23 protein-coding genes are annotated in these 21,549 nt (G+C 62.9%); 12 read left to right on the top strand and 11 right to left on the bottom strand.

The window, feature by feature from the left end:
• Positions 1 to 177: 177 nt before the first annotated feature.
• Positions 178 to 573, bottom strand: a complete 396-nt coding sequence (locus tag NKK51_RS26115; protein ID WP_128303813.1) for a (R)-mandelonitrile lyase — start codon at positions 571 to 573, stop codon at positions 178 to 180.
• Between the two features lie 309 nt (positions 574 to 882).
• Between NKK51_RS26115 and NKK51_RS26110 the strand changes: the two genes are divergently transcribed.
• Positions 883 to 2,934, top strand: a complete 2,052-nt coding sequence (locus NKK51_RS26110) for an elongation factor G (protein ID WP_352555054.1) — start codon at positions 883 to 885, stop codon at positions 2,932 to 2,934.
• 719 nt (positions 2,935 to 3,653) lie between these two features.
• Positions 3,654 to 4,151 (top strand): methyltransferase family protein, encoded by a 498-nt coding sequence (locus tag NKK51_RS26105; RefSeq protein ID WP_023809732.1) that lies wholly within the window; start codon positions 3,654 to 3,656, stop codon positions 4,149 to 4,151.
• Between the two features lie 177 nt (positions 4,152 to 4,328).
• Here NKK51_RS26105 and NKK51_RS26100 read toward each other — a convergent pair whose 3' ends face one another.
• Both NKK51_RS26100 and trxB read right to left on the bottom strand, forming a co-directional pair.
• Positions 4,329 to 5,225: a LysR family transcriptional regulator gene (locus NKK51_RS26100; RefSeq protein WP_023809733.1), complete on the bottom strand. Its 897-nt coding sequence runs from the start codon at positions 5,223 to 5,225 to the stop codon at positions 4,329 to 4,331.
• Positions 5,226 to 5,304: 79 nt separating this feature from the next.
• Positions 5,305 to 6,279 (bottom strand): thioredoxin-disulfide reductase, encoded by a 975-nt coding sequence (trxB, locus tag NKK51_RS26095; protein ID WP_128303811.1) that lies wholly within the window; start codon positions 6,277 to 6,279, stop codon positions 5,305 to 5,307.
• Positions 6,280 to 6,526: 247 nt separating this feature from the next.
• Here trxB and NKK51_RS26090 point away from each other — a divergent pair, with 247 nt between their 5' ends.
• Both NKK51_RS26090 and NKK51_RS26085 read left to right on the top strand, forming a co-directional pair.
• On the top strand, positions 6,527 to 7,006 hold the full coding sequence (locus NKK51_RS26090) for an Lrp/AsnC family transcriptional regulator (protein WP_023809735.1): 480 nt from the start codon (positions 6,527 to 6,529) through the stop codon (positions 7,004 to 7,006).
• Between the two features lie 251 nt (positions 7,007 to 7,257).
• Positions 7,258 to 8,052, top strand: a complete 795-nt coding sequence (locus NKK51_RS26085; RefSeq protein ID WP_352555053.1) for a glycosyltransferase family 2 protein — start codon at positions 7,258 to 7,260, stop codon at positions 8,050 to 8,052.
• A 4-nt stretch (positions 8,053 to 8,056) separates the two neighbouring features.
• Here the strand turns inward: NKK51_RS26085 and NKK51_RS26080 are convergent, their stop codons facing one another.
• The 5 genes from NKK51_RS26080 to NKK51_RS26060 all read right to left on the bottom strand — a co-directional run bounded on the left by NKK51_RS26080 (position 8,057) and on the right by NKK51_RS26060 (position 12,235).
• A complete protein-coding gene (locus NKK51_RS26080) occupies positions 8,057 to 8,716 on the bottom strand; it encodes an HAD family hydrolase (RefSeq protein ID WP_352440413.1) in 660 nt (219 codons plus the stop codon).
• Positions 8,709 to 9,281, bottom strand: coding sequence for a D-sedoheptulose-7-phosphate isomerase (locus NKK51_RS26075; protein ID WP_023809738.1), 573 nt, complete (start codon positions 9,279 to 9,281; stop codon positions 8,709 to 8,711). The genes NKK51_RS26080 and NKK51_RS26075 overlap by 8 nt, the downstream gene beginning before the upstream one ends.
• Positions 9,282 to 9,288: 7 nt before the next feature.
• Positions 9,289 to 10,782, bottom strand: a complete 1,494-nt coding sequence (gene rfaE1 / locus NKK51_RS26070) for a D-glycero-beta-D-manno-heptose-7-phosphate kinase (RefSeq protein ID WP_023809739.1) — start codon at positions 10,780 to 10,782, stop codon at positions 9,289 to 9,291.
• 142 nt (positions 10,783 to 10,924) lie between these two features.
• A complete protein-coding gene (locus NKK51_RS26065; protein ID WP_352555052.1) occupies positions 10,925 to 11,557 on the bottom strand; it encodes a LysE family translocator in 633 nt (210 codons plus the stop codon).
• 441 nt (positions 11,558 to 11,998) lie between these two features.
• Complete coding sequence (locus NKK51_RS26060; RefSeq protein WP_023809741.1) at positions 11,999 to 12,235, bottom strand: type II toxin-antitoxin system Phd/YefM family antitoxin; 237 nt, start codon at positions 12,233 to 12,235, stop codon at positions 11,999 to 12,001.
• 147 nt (positions 12,236 to 12,382) lie between these two features.
• Here NKK51_RS26060 and rfaD point away from each other — a divergent pair, with 147 nt between their 5' ends.
• Genes rfaD through waaC form a run of 3 tightly spaced genes read left to right on the top strand, consistent with a single transcriptional unit; the run spans position 12,383 to position 15,317 of the window.
• A complete protein-coding gene (rfaD, locus tag NKK51_RS26055) occupies positions 12,383 to 13,351 on the top strand; it encodes an ADP-glyceromanno-heptose 6-epimerase (RefSeq protein WP_352555051.1) in 969 nt (322 codons plus the stop codon).
• Entirely contained in the window at positions 13,324 to 14,331 is a 1,008-nt protein-coding gene (gene waaF, locus NKK51_RS26050) for a lipopolysaccharide heptosyltransferase II (protein ID WP_352555050.1), read from the top strand. The genes rfaD and waaF overlap by 28 nt, the downstream gene beginning before the upstream one ends.
• On the top strand, positions 14,328 to 15,317 hold the full coding sequence (waaC, locus tag NKK51_RS26045) for a lipopolysaccharide heptosyltransferase I (RefSeq protein ID WP_352555049.1): 990 nt from the start codon (positions 14,328 to 14,330) through the stop codon (positions 15,315 to 15,317). Before waaF ends, waaC begins: the two co-directional genes overlap by 4 nt.
• A 241-nt stretch (positions 15,318 to 15,558) precedes the next feature.
• On the opposite strand, the gene greA is transcribed toward waaC, so the two are convergent.
• Positions 15,559 to 16,032, bottom strand: a complete 474-nt coding sequence (gene greA, locus NKK51_RS26040) for a transcription elongation factor GreA (protein ID WP_013530066.1) — start codon at positions 16,030 to 16,032, stop codon at positions 15,559 to 15,561.
• A 271-nt stretch (positions 16,033 to 16,303) separates the two neighbouring features.
• Positions 16,304 to 16,843 carry a tetratricopeptide repeat protein gene (locus NKK51_RS26035; protein WP_128303804.1) on the bottom strand — a complete coding sequence of 180 codons (540 nt, stop codon included), beginning with the start codon at positions 16,841 to 16,843 and terminating at the stop codon, positions 16,304 to 16,306.
• A 143-nt stretch (positions 16,844 to 16,986) separates the two neighbouring features.
• On the opposite strand from NKK51_RS26035, the gene NKK51_RS26030 reads away from it, so the two are divergent.
• The 3 genes from NKK51_RS26030 to NKK51_RS26020 all read left to right on the top strand — a co-directional run bounded on the left by NKK51_RS26030 (position 16,987) and on the right by NKK51_RS26020 (position 19,559).
• Positions 16,987 to 17,412 carry a DUF3775 domain-containing protein gene (locus NKK51_RS26030; protein WP_352555048.1) on the top strand — a complete coding sequence of 142 codons (426 nt, stop codon included), beginning with the start codon at positions 16,987 to 16,989 and terminating at the stop codon, positions 17,410 to 17,412.
• A gap of 109 nt (positions 17,413 to 17,521) precedes the next feature.
• Positions 17,522 to 18,637, top strand: coding sequence for an extensin-like domain-containing protein (locus NKK51_RS26025; RefSeq protein ID WP_502902499.1), 1,116 nt, complete (start codon positions 17,522 to 17,524; stop codon positions 18,635 to 18,637).
• 115 nt (positions 18,638 to 18,752) lie between these two features.
• Complete coding sequence (locus NKK51_RS26020; protein ID WP_128303802.1) at positions 18,753 to 19,559, top strand: extensin-like domain-containing protein; 807 nt, start codon at positions 18,753 to 18,755, stop codon at positions 19,557 to 19,559.
• Positions 19,560 to 19,571: 12 nt separating this feature from the next.
• Here the strand turns inward: NKK51_RS26020 and NKK51_RS26015 are convergent, their stop codons facing one another.
• Positions 19,572 to 20,285: a gamma-glutamylcyclotransferase gene (locus NKK51_RS26015; RefSeq protein ID WP_023809747.1), complete on the bottom strand. Its 714-nt coding sequence runs from the start codon at positions 20,283 to 20,285 to the stop codon at positions 19,572 to 19,574.
• A gap of 110 nt (positions 20,286 to 20,395) precedes the next feature.
• On the opposite strand from NKK51_RS26015, the gene NKK51_RS26010 reads away from it, so the two are divergent.
• Positions 20,396 to 21,097, top strand: a complete 702-nt coding sequence (locus NKK51_RS26010) for an LssY C-terminal domain-containing protein (RefSeq protein ID WP_128303801.1) — start codon at positions 20,396 to 20,398, stop codon at positions 21,095 to 21,097.
• A gap of 54 nt (positions 21,098 to 21,151) precedes the next feature.
• Entirely contained in the window at positions 21,152 to 21,526 is a 375-nt protein-coding gene (locus NKK51_RS26005) for a nuclear transport factor 2 family protein (protein WP_128303800.1), read from the top strand.
• The last annotated feature ends 23 nt before the right edge of the window (positions 21,527 to 21,549 follow it).

Raw genomic sequence — 21,549 nt, 5'->3', positions numbered from 1 at the left:
ACGTCCGGACGTGAGTTTCGCAATCATCACTGACCGACGGTCAGTTGAACGGGCGGCATGGCGCTGTCGATCCGGCGATTGAGCATGGCCTGCGCCACGATACGGGACTCGCCGCGAGTCGCCCTCTTCTAAAAATGTACGGCTGGAAGAGAAGCCGGCTTCCTGCGGACTGAGCATTCAGCCGCCATATTGTTCCGATGTCACCCCCTCCAGCCAATCGACATGGACATCGTCGAGCGCCTCCTGCATCGCGATATGCGTCATCGCCGATTTCGGCGCCGCGCCATGCCAGTGTTTTTCGCCAGGCGCGAACGAGATGACGTCGCCGGCCCTGATCTCCTGGACCGGGCCGCCCCACGTCTGGGCAAGCCCGGCGCCCACCGTCACGTAAAGCGTCTGGCCAAGCGGATGCGTATGCCAGTGGGTGCGCGCGCCCGGTTCGAAGCTGACCAGCGTGGCCCGCAGCCGCGCCGGCGCCTCTTTCTCGATGATCGGCGTCTGCAGCACCCGGCCGGTAAAGTATTTTTCCGGTGCGATGACGGTCGGCACGCTGCCGCAGGCAATGATCTTCATGGGTCGATGGTCCTTCAAACAGCGGGCGACGGATCGCCTGTTTTCAGTTTCGGCCGATATCGGTCGACGTGCAACAGCTTCCGGCTGCCAGCCCAGCATATGATCCGCACGGTCCACGGCCGAGCAAAGGGTTTCTATTTTTCTTGCCCTGCCGGCAAACAAGTGGGACGATGGCTTTGGGCAGGTGGCACTTGAAAAGAACCCGCCCGCGACGGTCGAACAGGCCGGCCGCCGCTCAGGACCGATTGACCAAGCCTGAACCATACATGCCAGTCGGTCCTACGGGAAACGCCTGAGTGGAGGTCAGTCATGGGTACTCGCGCCGGAGGACGACGCACGGGACCGAAATGCATTGCCATAGTCGGTCCCTTCGCAAGCGGTAAGACGACACTTCTCGAAGCCATATTGGCCCGTACGGGCTCAATTCCCCGACAAAATCCCGTTTCATCAGGTAACACCGTTTCAGATCATTCGCCCGAGGCGCGTGCCCACGCCATGAGCGTCGAGGCGACGGTCGCCACGACCGAGTTCATGGGCGAGCAGATCACCTTCGTCGACTGTCCCGGTTCCATCGAATTCTCCTTCGAGGCCGAGCCGGTGCTGGCCGCCTGCGACCTCGCGGTGGTCGTAGCCGAGGCCGACGAAAAGAAGATCCCTGCCCTGCAACTGATCATGCGCAAGCTCGACGATCTCGGCGTGCCGCGCATTCTGTTCCTCAACAAGGTCGACAAGGCAATCATCGGTGTGCGCGACACGCTGAAGATGCTGCAGCCGGCCAGTGCCGTGCCGTTGCTGCTGCGCCAGATTCCGCTGCGCAAGGACGGCGTCGTCATTGGTTCGATCGACCTGGCGCTGGAGCGCGCCTACATCTATCGCGAATATGCCGAAAGCGAGGTGGCGCAGATTCCCGGCGACGACAAGGCACGCGAATTGGAGGCACGCTTCTCCATGCTGGAGACGCTGGCCGACCATGACGACCAGTTGATGGAACAGCTGCTCGAAGAGATCGAGCCGCCCAAGGACGCCGTCTTCGACGACCTTGCCGCCGATCTGCGCGACGGCGCGGTGACGCCGGTGCTGATCGGCACCGCCGAGAAAGGCAACGGCGTGCTGCGCCTCTTGAAGGCGATCCGCCACGACGCGCCCGACATCGAGGCGACCCGCAAGCGGCTCGGCGCACCCGACGGCGCGGCCACCTTGGTCCAGGTGATGAAGACCATCCACACGCCGCATGGCGGCAAACTGTCGGTATCACGTATCCTCTCCGGCCAGGTCGTCGACGGCTCCGAACTTTGGCTGCCCGGCGGCGACACGGCCAAGGTCTCCGGCATTTACCGAATGCTCGGCAAGGACCAGGTTAAGCTCACCATCGCCAAGGCCGGCGACACGGTGGCGCTGGGCAAGCTGGACGAGGTCAAGACCGGCCAGACGCTGAGCTCGGCCAAGGGCGGCACCAAGCCGCTCGTCCAGTTCGAGCCGCCGCAGCCGGTCTTCGCCTTCGCGCTCCGCCCCAAGGAGCGCAAGGACGAAGTGAAGATGTCGGCTGCCATCCAGCGGCTGGCCGAGGAGGACCCCTCGCTCAGCCTGCGCCACAATCAGGAGTCGGCCGAAACCGTGCTGTCGGGCCATGGCGAGATGCATCTGCGCGTGGTGCGCGAGCGGCTGGAAGGCAAGAACCAGATACCGGTCGAAGGCCATCCGCCGGCGGTGCCCTATCGCGAGACGATCCGCAAATCGGCGCAGCAGCGCGGCCGTCACAAGAAACAGTCCGGCGGCCATGGCCAGTTCGGCGACGTGGTGATCGAGATCAAGCCGCTGCCGCGCGGTTCCGGCTTCCAGTTCACCGATACAATTACCGGCGGCGTCGTGCCCAAGACCTACATCCAGTCGGTCGAGACCGGGGTGCGCGATTATCTGAAATTCGGGCCGCTGGGCTTTCCGGTCGTGGATGTCGCAGTCAACCTGTCGGACGGCTCCTATCATGCGGTCGATTCCTCCGACATGGCCTTCCAGATGGCGGCCAGGCTGGCGATGAAGGAAGGCATGGCCGCGTGCTTGCCGGTGCTCCTGGAGCCCGTGATGAAGGTCGAGATCGTCACCCCCTCCGACGCCACCTCGAAGATCATCGCTCTCATCCCGCAGCGGCGCGGTCAGATCCTCGGCTACGACGCGCGGCCCGACTGGCCGGGATGGGATGTCGTCGAGGCAACCATGCCGCAAGCCGAGATCGGCGACCTGATCATCGAGTTGCGCTCCGCGACCGCGGGCGTTGCCAGCTATCGTGCCGTCTTCGACCACATGGCCGAACTCACCGGCCGTCTGGCCGACGAGGCGATGAACACCAACGGCAAGGCTGCCTGATGGCGTGGCGTTCCTCTCGAACCTGATTCGGGGGAACAAGAGAAAACGACGTCCGGCGGGGCCGGACGTCGTTTTGTTCGCGGACCGTTTCCTTGGGAGGTAAAACGTCAGGTCCGCCGCATTTGGTACCGCCGTGTTCGGCGGAAAAACGGTTCGGACGCGGTAGCCGCCTGAGCCCGGGCCGTACGAGTGATGCCCCCATCTCCCGTCCGAACCACACCGCGTCCTATGATCTACATAGCAGGTCGCGAGCGTCCGGGATATGTTACCAGAGGTTACATGTCACCGTTACGTGGCAATTGTGATGGAATTTTTGGCCGGCCCAGCAGGGCACAGGCAACAAAAAAGCCGGATCAATGAAGATCCGGCTGAGTTTGATTGGAGTGCCTGTTAAGGCTAACCTCCAGAGGGGAACACTCGAGGACGCTAATGGGAGGAGAACGCGCCCAGGAGATGATCTATATATGTGCTCATCATGCCCAAGAAACAAGCATCTATTTTGCAACACACACATGCAAAAAGACGCAGGCTGTGGTCTAACCCATTCCAGAAGCCAATAGGACCAGCAAAATCGTCGAAATGGAGCGCTGAATCGGGCAATTGCAACTACAGAATCGCCAATCTCGGCTGGCTTTCGGCTCGAAATGCCAAAACTGGGCAATGATGTGGAAGCGGGCAGCAGGCGTGCATTTCTAAGGCAATCGGGGAGGAAGCAGCCAATGCGGACGTTTTCGGCGATCGCGGGCAGTGCGGCCTTCTTCATCGCGGCGCCCTGCGTGGTTGCCGGGCTGGTGCCTTGGCTGTTGACCGATCGCTGGGGCTTGCCGTGGTCTGGTCTGCCGGGCTTTGTCCCTGTCGGCGGGCTTCTGATCGTCGCCGCGGTCGCGGCACTCCTGCATGCCTTCGGCCGTTTTGCGCTCGAGGGCCTGGGCACACCCGCACCGGTCGCCCCGACCGAGAGGCTGGTGATCGGCGGCATCTACCGCCATGTCCGCAACCCGATGTATGTCGCCGTGCTGTCGATCATCCTCGGCCAGGCGCTGCTGTTCTCGAGCTGGGCGCTTGTCGCCTATGCAGTCATCGGCGCGATCGTCATGGGCTCTTTCGTGCGGTTCTACGAGGAGCCGACCTTGGCTCACCGCTACGGCGCCGAATACGACACCTACCGCCGCAACGTCCCGGGCTGGCTGCCTCGACTGTCGCCCTGGCGTGGTTGAGCCACCATCGCAGGGCGCGTTGAGATTCAGGTCAGGCCGAGTCGAGAATGGTGGCTGCCGAGAACCGGAGCGGAGCGTACTTAAGTACGTGAGCACAGTTCTACCGCGATGCGGTAGACGGGGAAGCGCAGGAAGCGGCCATTCGCGGGCCGGCCTCACTTGAATATCGGCATGCCCTCAGAAGGACCAGCTTCGGGCCTTGGCGATGATGAAGTCCCGGAACACATGCAGCTTGGCCTGGTTCTTCATCGCGTCGGGATAGGCGAAATAGGTGTCGAAAGACGGCACCTCGGTCTCCGGCAGCAGCTGCACCAGATCGGAGTCCTTGCTGATCACATAGTCGGGCAGCATGGCGATGCCGGCACCGCCCTGCACCGCACGCTTGATCGACAGTATGTCGTTGATCTGCAGCGTCGGCACCCTTTGTCCGCCTTCGAAATCACCGACCGTTTCCAGCCAGTTCAGCTCCGACAGATGCGACGGCACCGGCACGCCGAAGGTGACGATGCGATGGGCCTTCAGCTCGGCGACGGAAGACGGCTTGCCATGCTTGGCGACATAGGATGGGGCCGCGTAGAGGTGGAAATGCACGGTGAACAGGCGGCGCTGGATCAGGTCCGGCTGCTGCGGTTGGCGCAGCCGGATGGCGCAATCGGCCTGGCGCATGGTGAGATCGAGTTCCTCGTTGGCGAGGATCAGCTGCAGGCTGATTTCGGGATAGAGTTCGATGAATTCCTGCACCCGCTCGGTCAGCCAGCCGGCGCCCAGCCCCACCGTCGTCGTCACCCGCAGCACGCCCGACGGGCGATCCTTGGTCTCGGTCAGCCGGGACTTGATGGTCTCCAGCTTCATCAGCACGTCATGCGCCGTGCGAAACAGCATCTCACCCTGCTCGGTCAGCACCAGCCCGCGGGCGTGGCGGTTGAACAGCGGCACGCCGACATCATGCTCGAGCGCGCTGACCTGCCGCGAGATCGCCGATTGCGACAGATGCAATGTCTCGGCCGCATGGGTAAACGACCCCGCCTCCGCCGCAGCGTGAAACACGCGTAGCTTGTCCCAGTCCAACGCCATGATTCCCCTCGTTCTGTTTTGGCGTCTGAATGAAAAATCAGGCTTTTACACGGCGTTTCTAAGCCGCTCTCTGAACTCTCTACTCGGCCGCTTCGCGATGCACTTCGATGCCGGCCAGATACTTCTCCGCCTCGAGCGCGGCCATGCAGCCGAGCCCCGCTGCCGTCACCGCCTGGCGGTAGATATCGTCGGTCACATCGCCGGCCGCGAACACGCCCGGCACATCGGTGCGGGTCGAATCCGGCGCCGTCCACAGATAGCCGTTCGGCTTCTGCTTGAGCTTGCCGGCGAACAGTTCAACCGCCGGCGCATGGCCGATGGCCACGAACACGCCGTCGACCTTGAGGTGCGACACCTCGCCGGTCACCGCATGCTTGAGCTTCAGCCCCTCGACCGAGGGCGGCAGCGGCGTCTTGCCGGGTCGACCGGTGATCTCATCGACGATCGTGTCCCAGATGATGCGGACATTGTCCTTCTTCAGAAGCCGCTCGCGCAGGATACGTTCAGCGCGAAAATCGCTTCGCCTGTGGATGACCGTCACGCTCTTGGCGAGATTGGACAGATAGAGCGCCTCTTCCACCGCGGAATTGCCGCCACCGATCACCGCGACATCCTTGCCCCTGTAGAAGAAACCATCGCAGGTGGCGCAGGCCGAGACTCCAAAACCCATGAAGTCCTGCTCGGTCGGGATGCCCAGCCATTTCGCTTGCGCACCGGTGGCGATGATCAGCGCGTCGGCGGTATAGGTGGTGCCGGAATCGCCCTTGGCACGGAACGGTCGCACGTTGAGGTCGACCTCGGTGATGATGTCGTTGATGATGTCGGTGCCGACATGCTCGGCCTGTTTCAGCATCTGCTCCATCAGCCACGGACCCTGGATCGGGTCGGCGAAGCCGGGATAGTTCTCGACATCGGTGGTGATCATCAACTGCCCGCCCTGCTGCAGGCCGGCAACCAGCATCGGCTTCAGCATGGCGCGGGCGGCATAGACCGCTGCCGTATAGCCGGCCGGACCGGAACCGATGATGAGAACGGGCGCGTGCTTGGTGGTCATCTAAAGCCTCTGCGGAGGGCTGCCGGCAATTGCGGCATGGAAAACTCGATCATTGTCGCGCGTAATGTAAGTGTTGCCCACGACGCCAGCAAGGCAAGTTGGAGTTCGTCCCCGGAAAGCTTTGTCACACCTGTCGCCCGCTGATCCCGTGAAATATTCCGGGCGAAGGATGGAATGGACCGCGAAGTCGTTTAATTACAAAATCACGCAAGATTCTTGCGTATTGCCCCTGTGATCGAGAACCCCCATGCCGCTCAAGGCCGACCTCGACGCCATCGACTGGAAGATCCTGCGCGAATTGCAGGGCGACGGCCGCATGACCAATGTCGAACTGTCGAATCGCGTCGGCATTTCGGCGCCGCCATGCCTGCGCCGCGTCAAGCGCCTGGAGGAAGCCGGCATCATCCGTGGCTACCGTGCCTTGCTCAATGCACCAGCGCTCGGCCTCGATGTCGTTGCCTTCTGCCTGGTCGGCCTGCATCATCAGGCAGATGCCGAGCTGCGCATCTTTGCCGAGCGCACCCGCGGCTGGCCGATCGTACGCGACGCCTGGATGGTGTCGGGCGAATCCGATTTCCTGCTCCATTGCGTGGCGAGCGACCTTGGCGCTTTCCAGACCTTCGTCATCGAGGAACTGACCTCGACCCCGAATGTCGACACGGTGCGAACAGCGCTCACCATCCGCCGGGTCAAGGACGAAGGGCTGGTCTCGTTCGCACAGCCTTGACCCGGTTGAACCGCAGCGGGCTTTCGCCGATGCGGCTTGAACGCCTCGCCATATCAGCGCCGCTTTGGCGTTCGATAGCTCTCCTGTGAAGCCGGATGTTCTGCCGTAGCCGTCTTGTTGGTTTCCTAGAGCAATTCCAGAAAAAGTGTGTAACGGTTTTCCTGGGGAAAGCGCATAGCGCTTTCGGGATTGCGTAAACAAGTGGCGCAGGGCAGCCCAATTCCGAGAATTGTGTGCCGTGGGGTGGGACGATGACTCGATTTTCTAGCCCGGTTTCGGCGCTGGTCATCTGCATGAACGAGGCCGATATGATCGGCGAGTGCCTGGAAAGCGTCGATTTCTGCGCCGAGATCATCGTCGTCGATTCGGGCTCGACGGACAGCACTCTGGACGTCGTCAATGGGTACATCGCCAAAGGCTACCCGATAAGGCTGTTTCACAACGATTGGCCGGGCTTTCCTCGTCAGCGGCAATTCGCGCTCGATCAGGCCACGCAACCATGGTGCCTTTCGATTGAAGCCGACGAGGCCATCGACGACGTGCTCAGGCAGTCAATCATGAATGTGACCCAGCTTGGGAGTGACGCCTTCGACGGATGGTACATCAGACGCCGCGACAAGCTGAAGGGCTATGGCTATGCGCACCGCTGGGTGCTTCACAACAGGCTGCTGCGTCTTTTCCGCCGCGACAAGGCCACGATGGACCTTAATCTGCGGGTCCATGAGTCGTTCGAGGTGCCAGGCGAAACCGGCACGATAGAAAATGGCGTGCTGCTGCATCGCCGCGAAATGACCATTGCCGAGGATCTGGCAAGAGCCAACACCTACTCCAGCCTCAAGGTTGCCACGCTGGTCGAACGGGGCAAGAAGCCCGGCCTGATAAGACTGGTGCTGTCGCCTCTCGGCAACTTCCTGAAGTTCTACCTGGCCAAGCGCTACTTCCTGTGCGGCCGGCACGGATTCGTCTATTCGATGCTGGTGATGCTGTATTCGTTCGCGACAGAGGCCAAGCTTTATGAAGCCTGGCGAGACAAAGATCGGATGTAAGCCGTCACGGCGCGCCCGAGGCGGTGCCAAGCGCAGCTATTGCGGCGAGCAGGCCGTCGAAATCCGCGCGGGCGCACCAAGGCTGAATTGTGAAGCCCGATCGGACAGCCGCTTGCCCGTCTACCAGCCAGCCCTGCGCGAGGCCGGCGCGTTGTCCCGCCTCCATGTCGGCCTCCTTGTCGCCGACGATCAGCGAACGCCGCAGATCGAGCCCGAGGCGCCCGGCCGCCTCCAGCAACATGCCCGGATTGGGCTTGCGCATCGGATGATCGGCGACCGCAAGCACACCGGTGCCAGCTTCGTGATAGGCGCAGGCGACGACCATATCGACGAACGCATTTTCGGCGCGCAGCAGCTCGAGCACGCGGCCGTTGACGGCAGCGAAATCGCCCCAGCCGAAATAGCCACGCGCGATGCCCGACTGGTTGGTGACGATGATGACCGGAATGCCGGCCCGGTTGGCGGCGGCTATCACCGCGGCTATGTCCGCGCGCAGCACCATTTCGGCAGGATCATCCGGATAGCCCGTATCGACATTGATGGTGCCGTCGCGATCGAGGAACAGCGCCGGCGAGCCGGCGGCGAACAGCCTTGAGCCGACCTGCTCGACCCATAGGCCAGGCTCCGCCAGCGGATAGCGGCCAGAGGTCGGGGGATCAGCCATTGCTGAGGCGCGCTTCGACCACCTCGCACAAATGATGGTAAAGGCACAGATGCCCCTGCTGGATGATCGGCGTCGAGGTCGACGGCACGTTGAGCAGGATATCGGACAGAGGCTTCAGCTTGCCGCCGGTGTCGCCGGTCATGCCGATCACCGTCATGTCCATCCTCCGCGCCTGTTCGGCGGCGGCAAGGATGCTCGGCGAATTGCCGCTGGTCGAGATCGCCAGGAGCACCCCGCCGGCGGCGCCATGCGCCTCGACCTGGCGCGAAAAAACCGTGTCGAATCCATAGTCGTTGCCCCAGGCGGTCAGCACCGCTGCATTGGCCGGCAGCGCGATGACATTGTAGGCCTTGCGCTCCTTGAGAAAGCGGCCGACCAGTTCGCCGGCAATGTGGATGGCGTCGCTGGCCGAGCCGCCATTGCCGGCGATGAGCAAGGCTTTCCCCGACGAAAGCGCCGTCACCACCGCGCTCGCTGCCCGCCCCATCTCACCGGTCAGGTCCCGTTCGACCATGGCTGATATGGCAGCCGCGGAGCGGACAAGATAATCGTTCAACTCGGACATGAAACCCTCAGTTTGTGGTGCCGCCGGCGCGCAATTTGCCAATGGTGTTGGTGGTGCTTTTTCCGGCGACCAGATCGACCAGCACGACGCGTCCGCCGGCCTTCTGCACCACATCGGCGCCGACCACGGTGTCGACCGTGTAATCGGCCCCCTTGACCAGTATGTCGGGCAGCAGCGCTTCGATCAGCGCCAGCGGCGTATCTTCCTCGAACACCACGACCGCATCGACCGAGGCAAGTGCTGCCAGCACGCAGGCGCGGTCGTGCTGGTCGTTGACCGGGCGCCCGGCGCCCTTCAGTCGCCGCACCGAGGCATCGCTGTTAAGGCCGAGCACCAGCCGGTCGCACTGGCTGCGCGCCGCGTGCAGCAAGCTGACATGGCCGGCATGCAGGATGTCGAAGCAGCCATTGGTGAAGCCGACGCTCAGGCCCTCTTCCTTCCACGCCGCCACCATGCGGGCGGCCGATGTGGCATCGAGGATGGCGTCCTTGTGGGCGGTCGGCCCATGTGAACGGAACAGCGCGCCGGTGAGTTCCTCGACCGTCAGCCGCGCGGTGCCACGCTTGCCCACCACGACGCCACCAGCGGCATTGGCGATCGAAGCGGCCATGACCGTATCGGCGCCCACGGCCAGCGCCAGCGCGAAGCTCGCGATCACCGTGTCGCCGGCGCCCGAAACGTCGAACACTTCGCGCGCCTGGGTGGCGATGTGGCGCGCCTCGTCGGGACCGACCACGCTCATGCCCTTTTCGCTGCGCGTCGCAACGACGAAATCGAAACCATGTGCCGAAATCAGCTCGCGTGCGGCAGCCACGATCTCGTCATCGGCGAACACCGCATGGCCGACGGCCTCGCCGAGTTCCTTGCGGTTGGGGGTGATGGCGGTCGCCCCGGCATAGCGGGCGTAATCGCGGCCCTTCGGGTCGACCAGCACCGGCTTTCCAGCCTCGCGGCAGATGGCGATCAAGTCGCCGGCGACGCCGTCGAGCAGGATGCCCTTGCCGTAGTCGGACAGGATGACGATGTCGGCGCGCGTCAGTGCGGCGCGGAAATGCCTGATCAGACCGGCGCGCTCCGCAGCACCGAGCGGCTTGATCTCCTCCTCGTCGAAGCGCAGCACCTGCTGGTTGAGCGCACTGAAACGGCTCTTCGACGAGGTCATGCGGCCACGCTCCTGTGCGAGGCCCGCCGTATCGGCGCCAAGCTCGCCGAGCATCCGCACCAGGCTATCGCCTGCCACATCGGTGCCGATGACCGAGACGGGAACAGCGGCAGCACCAAGCGAAACGATGTTGGCCACGACATTGCCGGCACCGCCCATGGTCGAGGTCTCACCGCGCCCGTGCAGCACCGGGATCGGCGCCTCCGGCGAGATCCGCTCGATGACGCCGTTGACGAAACGATCGAGGATGAAGTCGCCGACCACCAGCACAGTGGCCTGGCCGAACCGCGCAATGGCGCGGTGCAACGGTTCGGGAGAAGGCGGATTGTGCTTGATCATGTCACTGGCAACACAGGGAAAAGGCCGATTTCAATCTCATAAGTGCTCATCAATCGACTGGTCGGATCGCTCATGGCGAAAGCCGATATACCGCAAATTCACGCAGCGCAACGGCAGGCATGATCCCGGCAGGCTCGGGCGGTCAGCTCTTCTGCAGGGCGACATGGACGCCCAGCCCGACCAGCACGGCCCCTCCCGCCCGTTGCATCAGCCGCTGTGCCCGGCTCGAACGCCGCAAACGGCCGATCACGGCGCCCGCCAGGAACACACAGACGATATCGGCCGAGGAGAACATCAGATTAACGATCGTGCCGAGCACGACGAACTGCAGCCAGACCGGAAACGCCGCCGAGGCGTCGATGAATTGCGGCAGGAACGCCATGAAGAAGATCGCTGTCTTCGGATTGAGCACCTCGACGGTGATGCTCTCGAAAAAGGCGCGCCGCGCTGATTTGCGCTCGATGGCAGGCAGCGACGCATCGCCGTCTGCGCGCTTGCGAAACAGCGAGACGCCAAGCCAGATCAGATAGAGCGCGCCGACCAGCTTGACCGCCAGGTAGAGGGTCGGCACGGCATGAAACAGCACCGACAGCCCGGCAGCCGCGGCGAAAACATGCACGTAGCCGCCCAGATGGATGCCAAGTGCCGCCGTCAGGCCGGACCAGCGGCCGCGCGCCATCGTCTGCGCGGCGGCATAGAGCATGGCCGGGCCTGGAATGTAGGCGAAGATCGCCGTGGTGGCGAAAAACGCGATGAGCAGTTCGGTCGATGGCATTTTTGGTCCCTCACGATCGTGCTCTGTTCTGTCGATTCAGTCCGCGCGCGGGATGGCTTTGGACTGACCCGTGCGGACAACCGCAGTAAAAGCGAACATAATTTTCTTGTGAAATGACGGGCTGAACGCGCCGATTCGCGCACCCGGCTCGAAATAGGCTGACGCTTCCAGGATATCATGATTGTACTCGTCGACCATGACCCAAAGGGGCATAGGTCGAGGCCCGCACGGTGGCGTTCAATTTCCGGGATGCTGACGGCAACGCGATCACGGCCCGGCTGCGTGGAAGTGATTGCAAGGATGAAGAGGTCCGTACCGCCGGCTTTCCCAGGAAGGACAGCCACAAAGGCTACAGGCCGTGACTTCCGGCCTTCGGTCTCGCCGTCTCCGTGTTGGCGATGCCAAAGATATGGATATCGCCAGACGTCCGCAGCGGCGGGTTTAATCACGGTCCAATTCCGCGGCGTACTCCTCAAGCATCTCGACATGTTCGGTCGGGGCATCCTCCGCAGCGTAGACGCGGCGGCTGTCGTTGCCGAAGCGCGCTTCGTAGGCCTCGATGCTCATCAGGACGTATCTCGGCTTGTTGTGGCGAGTGATGGAGACCGGCTGCTGGCTGGCAGCTGCAAGCACATCTCCAAGATTCTGTTTCAGATCGGTCGATGGATAGTTTTTCATGGGATGTCCCGTTTTGTCCATAATAGACAAAACAGACAAAACAGACAAGCGCATAAAAATGGCAGGACAGGCACATGCCTGGCTTTATCGACAGCCCGCCTAGCCTCCCCTATAAGGGCCGGAATCGCAAGCAACCAGAGGCCCTTCATGATCATCGTCACGGGCGGCGCCGGTATGATCGGCTCCAACATCGTCGCCGCGCTGAATGCCGAAGGGCATGACGACATCCTCGTCGTCGACGACCTTACCGACGGTCACAAGATCGCCAATCTTGCCGATCTCAAGATCGCCGACTATCTCGACAAGGACGACTTTCTGCCCCGCATGGAGGCAGGCTCGCTCGGCCGCATCGAGGCCGTCTTCCACCAGGGCGCCTGCTCGACCACCACCGAGTGGAACGGCAAGTTCATGATGGAGGTGAACTACGCCTTCTCGAAACGGCTGCTGCACGCAAGCCAGGCGCTGCGCGTGCCCTTCCTCTACGCCTCCTCGGCTTCCGTCTATGGCGGCGGCTCGGAGTTTCGCGAGGATCCGGCGCTCGAGCGGCCGCTCAACGTCTACGCCTATTCGAAAAAACTGTTCGACGATTATGTCCGGCGAACCGTGTTCGCCGGGCGCACCGCCTTCGATACCGACCATTCACAGGTCGTGGGTTTGCGTTACTTCAACGTCTATGGCCCGCGCGAAGCGCACAAGGGCGCCATGGCCTCCGTCGCCTTCCATCTGTTCAACCAGGTCGAACGCGGCGAGAACCCGAAACTGTTCGGCGCCCATGACGGGTTCGGGCCCGGCGAACAAAGCCGCGACTTCATCCATGTCGGCGACGTCGCCGACGTCAATCTGTGGCTGTGGAAACAGGGCTCAAGCGGCATCTTCAATTGCGGTACCGGCCGTGCCCAGCCTTTCCGCGCCATAGCCGAAACAGTGATCGACACGCTGGGCAAGGGCGAGATCGAGTTCATCACCTTCCCCGACCATCTCAAGGGCAGCTACCAGAGCTTTACGCAAGCTGATATGTCCCGTTTGCGCGCGGCCGGTTACAATGGCCAATTCCGGACAGTGGAAACCGGTGTCAGAGACTATGTCGAATGGCTGAAAGCCCAACGATCCTCGTGATCGGCCCACGCTGGGTGGGCGACATGGTGATGGCGCAGTGCCTGTTTTCGGCGCTGAAGGAGTTGCATCCCAACGCCGCCATCGATGTGCTGGCGCCGGCCTGGGCAGCGCCGCTGGTCAACCGCATGCCCGAAATCCGCCAGCAGATCGACTTTCCGCTCAAACCCGGTGCGCTCGAATTCACCCATCGGCGACGCTTCGGCCGCCTGCTGCGCGGCCGCTACGACATCGCCTATGTCCTGCCGGGCAGCTGGAAGTCGGCGCTGATCCCGTTCTTTGCCCGCATTCCGCGCCGGGTCGGCAACCTGCGCGAGATGCGCTATGGCCTGTTGACCGACATCGTGCCATTGCCCGACAGCATCAAACGACGCACCGCGCAGGCCTATTTCGGCCTTGCCCAGGGCGGTGGTTTCCGGGCGCCACGGCTTAGCGTGGACACGAAAAACCAGGTCGACCTGCTCGGCCGGTTCGGCCTAGCGCCGCAGAAATTCGTGGCCCTGATGCCCGGCGCCGAATTCGGCCCGGCCAAGCGCTGGCCCAGCGAAAGTTATGCCGGGCTTGCCCGCGATTTCATGGGCAAAGGCTTGAAGGTCGCTCTGTTCGGCTCGAAGAACGACCGCGACGTGACGGCGGAGATCGCGGCCCAGGCCCCCGGCGTCGTCGATCTCGCCGGACAGACGCGGCTGGAGGACGCCATCGACCTGATATCCGCCGCAAGGCTGGCCGTGTCCAACGACAGCGGGCTGATGCATGTCGCGGCCGCCGTCGGTACGCCGATCGTCGCCGTCTACGGCTCGACCTCGCCCGAGAACACGCCACCGCTGGCCGAGCACCGGGAACTGGTCTGGCTTAGCCTGTCGTGCTCGCCCTGCCACCAGAAGGTCTGCCCGCTCGGCCATCTCAACTGCCTGAAGACGCTGGAAGTCGGCCAAGTCGCGGCAGCGGCGGAGCGGCTGCTGGACATCCCGGCAGCGGCATGAAGGTGCTGATCGTCAAGACGTCATCCATGGGCGATGTCATTCACACCTTTCCGGCCGTCGAGGATGCCCGTCGCAACCGCCCGGACCTGACCTTCGACTGGTGCGTCGAAGAGGCATTTGCCGGCATCGTCGCGCTTCACCCGGCGATCGACCGGATTCATACAGTGGCGATCCGGCGCTGGCGCAAGGCGCTGCTCGACGGCGCCACCTGGCGCGAGGCGGCCGCCCTGCGGCGGACCTTGCGCGATTGCCGGTACGACCTCGTCATCGATGCGCAAGGCCTCCTGAAATCGGCTCTGGTGGCAAGACAGGTGGGCTCCCCCATTGCCGGCTTCGACCGTTCGAGCGCGCGCGAACCTTCTGCGACGCTGTTCTACGATGCCACTTATCCCGTGCCGCGCGACCTGCACGCCATCGAGCGGACACGGCGGCTGTTCGGGCTGGCGCTCGGCTATCAGCCCGATCTTTCGACCCTGGACTCCGGCATCGTGCCGCCCGCCGGCACTCTGGTGGGCCCTTCTGGAAAAACCGCCTTCCTGCTGCACGGCACCAGCCGCGAAGACAAGAAATGGCCGGCCGAAGACTGGATTGAAACCGCCCGCCTGCTGGCTGAACGTGGGATGACGCCGGTCACCACATGGTCGAACGAGCGCGAGAAGGCCGTGGCCGAAGCCATTGCCAAGGCAGTGCCATCGACAGTTGTGGTGCCAAAGTCACCGCTGGCCGACATCGCTGCGTTCATCGGCCGCTCGGAACTGGTCATCGGCGCCGACACCGGGCTGACCCATCTCGCCAGCGCCTTCGGCCTGCCAACGGTTGCGGTGTTCCTGGCAACCGAGCCCGGGTTGACGGGGCCTCGCGGGCAATATGCGTCGACGCTTTTGGCTCAGCCCGGGAAGCGTGTGATGCCGGCGGAGGTGGTGGCGGAGGCTGAAAGGCTGGCGGGACTCCAGGTCCTTGGCAAGGCCAACGCTGGCAAGAACTGAAGTCAATCGGAAAGGCTGGCGCTGCCCTCATCCGCCTGCCGGCACCTTCTCCCCGTATAACGACGGGGAGAAGGGATCTGAACGCAAGGCCAGCGTCTATTCTGCTACGTTGAAAATTGGCGAAATCGTCGATGAGAGCATCTTTCTCCCCGTCACTATACGGGGAGAAATGCCCGGCAGGGCAATGAGGGGCGGCGCAAACCTCAGCTTAAAAGTCGCAGCCGCTCCCCCCTCAAATTCCCTAGATGAACTGCACCTGGACGATCTCATACCCCCTGGCACCGCCAGGCGCATTGACCTCGATGGCGTCGCCGACTTCCTTGCCGATGAGCGCACGCGCGATCGGCGAGGAGATCGAAATGCGGCCGGACTTCACGTCCGCCTCCTGGTCGCCGACGATCCGGTAGGTCTTCTTTTCCTCGGTGTCCTCGTCGACCAGCACCACGGTGGCGCCGAACTTGATCTTGTCGCCGCTGAGCTTGCTGACGTCGATCACTTCGGCGCGCGCGATATAATCTTCAAGCTCGTTGACGCGGCCCTCGTTGAGGCTCTGCGCCTCTTTGGCGGCATGATATTCGGCATTTTCGGACAGGTCGCCATGCGAGCGCGCTTCGGAGATCGCCTCGATGATGCGCGGCCGCTCTTCCTGCTGGCGCCAGCGCAGTTCTTCCTTCAATGACGCGAACCCCTCGCCTGTCATCGGGACCTTGTTCATGATGCCTGACCTTTCCTGCTGCCACCCCCGCGTTTCGGGGAAAGCCTTGTCGATGGTACAAAAAGAAAACGGGTCCGGCAGCCTCGGGCTAACGGAACCGTTTCACCGCAATTTCCCTGAATATAGCAATCTTCGCCGGTTTTTCACGCCCAAAAATCGGTTTTGTAAAAATCATCCCCGCATTCATCAGCCGGGGGCGGTGAATGAGACTGGGGCAACAAAAAAGCGGCCGCGATCGCTCGCGGCCGCTTAAAAGAGCCCTGGAATCTTTTCAGCTTCGCATAAAATGGTCGATCTGCTCGGCCAGCATGCCGTATTCGCGCGAACCCTTGCCGGTCCGCTTCTCGATTTCCATCAGCTGTTGCTGGGCGCCGGCCAGATCGCCGATCTGCAGATGCGCTTCGCCGAGATATTCACGCACCAGCGTGTAGTTCGGATCGATGCGCAGCGCTTCCTCGTAATAGCCGAGGCCAACGGTGACGCGGCCGGAATGGCGGTGCGAATAGCCGAGATAGTTGAGGATGCGCGGATCCTGCTTGTTGGCGGCAAGGCTGAGCACGGCGATCGCCTCGTCATAGCGCCCGGCCATCGCCAACGCATGGCCAGCATCATAGATGCTGTCGTCGTCGAGCATGCCCTCCTGGGGTGCGACGCACTTTTTCTTCTTCTTGTCCCAGACTTCGCCCTTCTTGCATTGGGTGACGGTCTGATCGCTGCCGCCACTGTCACCGCCGGCGGCGAACACCGGAACGGCAAGGAACTGCAGCGCGACAAGGGCAGTCGCCGCCTGGATCAGCACTCTTTTATGCATCGAAACCTCCTGGAGGGGTGAGAATGCAACACTAACGCCGGTCGGCTTGCGTTTCATCCCGGAAAATTACGTGCGGGAGAACATCAGGTGACGGATGCTGCGAATCCGCTATCATCCGGCAAACGACCTGAGGGAGACGGCCCTTGCAGCGGCGGCTTGAAAAGGACTGGGAGCTTTCGATCGGCCCCGACACGGTGCGCCTGTTCATCCTCAAGGCCAAGGCGCTGAGTGCGGCCGTCAATGAAGACTATGCCGATGGCGCCGAGCACGAGGTCGAACTCGACGGCGAGTCCCATGTCAACCATCGCCATGACGGCCTTGCCGAGGAAAGCTCGGAGAATCTGACCGAGGAAGAGCTGCGCGAGCTGATAAACGACCTCAATGTCGATGAAGCAGCCGAGCTGATCGCGCTGGCCTGGGTCGGTCGCGGCGACTACGACGCCACAGAATGGGCGGACGCGCTGGCGGCAGCGCGCGAACGCGCCAACAAGCGCACCGCGAAATACCTGCTCGGCATGCCGCTGCTCGCCGACTGGCTGGAGGAAGGGCTGGAAGCGATCGGTGCGTAACGACGCGGTTACCGTTCGTGATGGGGCCAAGGCAACTTTCCTCGCGTCGGCGCCGTTGACGGCGATGGGGTCGATTGTCTTTTCCCGAATATGCAGGATCGCGTTCGTCATGACCATCACGGTCTTGCTGGTGATGCCGGCCGAGGCGAGACATCGCCATCGGCATCACGAGCCGTTGACACCGAGGATAGAGCAGCCGTTGACACCAAGAGCCGAACAGCCCCTTAAACCGCGAGGCGGAAAGCGCCTGAAACCACGAAGACACCGGTCGGTGACGCCGAAGCAGGCACAGCAGAAAACGCTGCCGCCGCTGCCCTTGCCTGCCGATGTTCCGATGCCCAGACCCGGCATTTCGGGATCCGGACCCGCCATTCCGGTGCCGGAACCACGCCCGGCGGACGCTGCGAAAACCGCCGGCGCGCCCGACCGTTCCAATGAAGAAAAATCCCGTCAGGAAAAGCAGGCACTCCCCGAGGCGTCGGCTCCCGAACCCTCAGCCGATACGGAAAGCGAACCGGAGCCGCCCGCGGTCGCGCCAACGCCGACACCAAAACCCGACATCGCGGAGCCCGAGGCTCAGCCGCCCAACATTGGCCCGCAGCCGTCGCAAAAGCCGGCCGATGCAGACGACGAGAAGATGCTGCCAGACCCGCGCTCGGCCGACTTGCCCGATGAAAAAATGCCAGCCGAGGAAGTCGCATGCCGCGAACGGCTGAAGACGCTCGGCGTCGAGTTCGAAGAACACAAGGCGGAAAGCCAGCCTGAAATCGGCTGTTCGATCCCCTACCCCATCGTGCTGAAGACCCTTGGAAAGTCCGTAGCCATCGGCCCCGGCGCCGAGCTCAACTGCAAGATGGCCGAGGCGGCGGCACGTTTTGCGGCCGATGTGATCCAGCCGGCGGCGAAAGCCGAATTCGGCGCCGACCTGAAATCGATCGGCCAGGCGTCGGCCTTCGTCTGCCGGCCACGCAACGGCACACGAAAACTGTCGGAACACGCGTTCGGCAACGCACTCGACATCGCCAGCTTCACGCTGTCGGACGGCAAGAAGATCGAGGTCGGCCCAGCGCCGCCGGAGAAAGACGCTAAATTCCTCAATGCCGTGCGCAAGGCGGCCTGCGGACCTTTCAAGACGGTGCTCGGTCCGGGCGCCGATCCTGATCATTCCCTGCATTTCCATCTCGATCTCGAACCGCGCCGGCACGGCGGGACGTTCTGCCAGTGAACATGGCTGATCCAGCCGCGTGCCGCAATTCGGCCGCAGGCATGAACGCGGGCGCTGAGTTTTCCTTTACCCTTGATCGTTAAAATGCCGGATATCCATCAACGGGATTCCGCCAATGGCCGGCAAATTTCGGGCCGTGTTTTTCGCCACCGCGCGCCAGTCAAAATATCCAGCAATGCTGACCGCCGGCCTGGCGCTGGCGGCGCTTTCCGCCTGCAACACCGGCAGTGTGCTGTCGCTGGAGCCGGCCGTCGACGTCGGCGCGCAGACGGCTGCCGTGCCGCAATATGCCGGCATGCAGAAGCTTGTCCCTTCCAATCCGTACATGACGCAGGCCGCTTATCCGCGCATGGACGAGCCGATGTCGCCCGTCGAGCAGATGCCGGCCAGCGAAACCGACTGCCGGCAGCAATTGAAGCGCCTCGATGTCGCCTACACCGACCTGGCGCCGATCCATGAAGGCCAGTGCGGCATCGATTATCCGGTCAAGGTTTCGGCCATCGGCAACATCCAGATGAAACCCGCCGCGACCCTCACCTGCGACATGGCCGCCACCTTTGCCGGCTGGACGAAGAACGAGCTCGTCCCCTCCGCCCGCTGGCGTTATTTCTCCGGTGTCAAGACCATCCACCAGGGCTCCAGCTATTCCTGCCGCAGGATTGCCGGCGAAGGTGTACTGTCCGAGCACGGCAAGGGCAATGCGCTCGACGTCATGAGCATCGAACTCAACAATGGCGACGACATCGACGTGCGCAAGCCCGGCCTGTTCGCCTTCCGCACCCGGGGCTTCCTCAACAATGTACGCGCCGACGGCTGCCAGTATTTCACCACCGTGCTCGGCCCCGGCTACAATTACGACCACCGCAACCATTTCCATTTCGACATCAAGAACCGCAAGAACGGTTATCGCGCCTGCCGTTAGAAAGAGATCAGCCTAGTCGGCGCCACCGGTTGAAGCGGCGATTTGCCGTGCGACCAAGTCCTGGATGCGCCAGAGATTCCGGTCGCGGATGCCGCTCTCTTCAAGCTTGCTCACGGTCCTGAACAAATACTGCGCCGAAGAGCCCCAATGACCGGCAGCCCGTGCCAGAGTGTCGGCAACCTGCTCCAATGGCAACCGGCCGGCATAGGCCCTGCCATCCGGCGCCGCGACGAAGGCCAAGGCATGCAGCGGCCCGTCCTTGGTCTTGACCTTGATCCAGCATGGCACGTTGGTTGGCGGGTTGGCATCGATCTCGCGGCGCATCAACTGGCCGAGTTGCCCGAAATGGTCTTCCGCGGGCAGCCGATAGACGATGCCGTTGCAACTGCCGCCTCGATCGAGCGCCAGCATCAGGGCCGGCAAATCACGGGTTCCGCGCCAGCGGGTCAGCTTCAGGCAAAACGAGCGGTGCCATCCCGGCGCCGTGGCCGGGCGCTGCTCGACATGGGCGAACTCGGGGTTCCAGATCAACGACCCGTAGGCAAAGACCCAAAGCGTGTCGGGACGATGCTGCGAAAGCAGCTTTTCGACCAGGCCATCGAACTCCGCATCGGTGTGCTCGCTGGTTCCGGGCTCTGGCCCGGGATCAGGCTCGACACGCTCAACTTGCGCGACAAGCTCGGCGGTCAACGCCATTGGCTTGCGGCCTGCCAGCTTCCGCTCCATTGCTGCCCCCACGAAGAAACGATGGCCCACGATAAAGCGGCGGCGCGCTGCTGGCCATTGATTTCCAGGGTCCCTCGGGCAAAAGATACCGCACGGATCGGGCGGCGTTCATGAGCCAGCGAAGTTTTCGGCGACGCGTTGCAATCTGGGTGGCGACCTTGCTGGCCGCCTATCTGGCGCTCGCCTATTTCGCCGCACCGGAATTCTGGACGTTTCACGATCGCGGCTTTCGCAAGCACAGCTTCGAGATGGTGACGCACACGCCGCAAGGCATTCCGGGCGATCCCATCAATGTCGGTCTTGTCGGTACGCGAAAGGAAGTAGTCCACGCCTTCGCCGTCGCCGGCTGGGACACCGCCGACGCCGTGACCCTGAAGACCGCGATCGAGATCGGTGAAAGCGTGCTGTTCGACCACCCCTACCCCGATGCGCCGGTCAGCAGGCTGCTGTTCGATGGCCGCGCCCAGGATCTCGCCTTCGAAAAGCCGGAGGGCCTCAGCGCCGACCGCCGGCATCATGTCCGCTTCTGGCGGACCGATGCAAGCGGCGACGATGGCCGGCCGCTGTGGCTGGGCTCGGCCAGCTTCGATCGCGGCGTCGGCCTCAGCCACGACACCGGCGCTGTCACCCACCATATCGACCCCGACATCGACGCCGAGCGCGATTTCCTGATGCGCGACCTGGCCACCGCCGGCACGCTGATCTCGACCAGCGACATATCGGGCGTCGGCGCCACCAGTACCGGGCGCAATGGCGGCGGCGATCCCTATTTCACGGACGGCGAGGCAATTGTCGGCGTACTCAAACAGTAGGTCGCGCGGGCCTTGCAGGCTGAAACAGTCCGGCGGTTTCAAAAGGAGCTTCTGATGTTCGACTCGGAAAGCGTAGTGGATAACTACTGCAGGGCATGGTTCGACCCGGAGCCTGAGGAACGTCGCCGCCTGTTGTTGGCCTCATTCGAACCGGAAGGCACATACATTGATCCGACGGTGCATATCTCCGGAGCCAAGGCACTGCTCCAACACATTGATCAGGTGCTGAAAGCTCGTCCGGGCTTCTGGCTCGAACGGACGACCTTGGTCGACGTTCATCACGACTTCCTGCGTTTTGGCTGGGTGCAGAGAGGCGAAAACGGATTTCGAGGCACCGAAAGCATGGATATGTGCCGCGTTTCCAAGGAGGGAAAGCTGTCGCTGGTCGTCGGCTTTTTCGGACCCTTCAGAGCAATGCCGGATCCCTGACGGTTCCTCACCGCCTTGGGATG

This window comes from Mesorhizobium sp. M0011 (assembly GCF_040324155.1).
GTDB lineage: Bacteria > Pseudomonadota > Alphaproteobacteria > Rhizobiales > Rhizobiaceae > Mesorhizobium.
The sequence above is the reverse complement of the archived record's forward strand: the minus strand, read 5'-3'. Positions and strand labels throughout refer to the sequence as shown.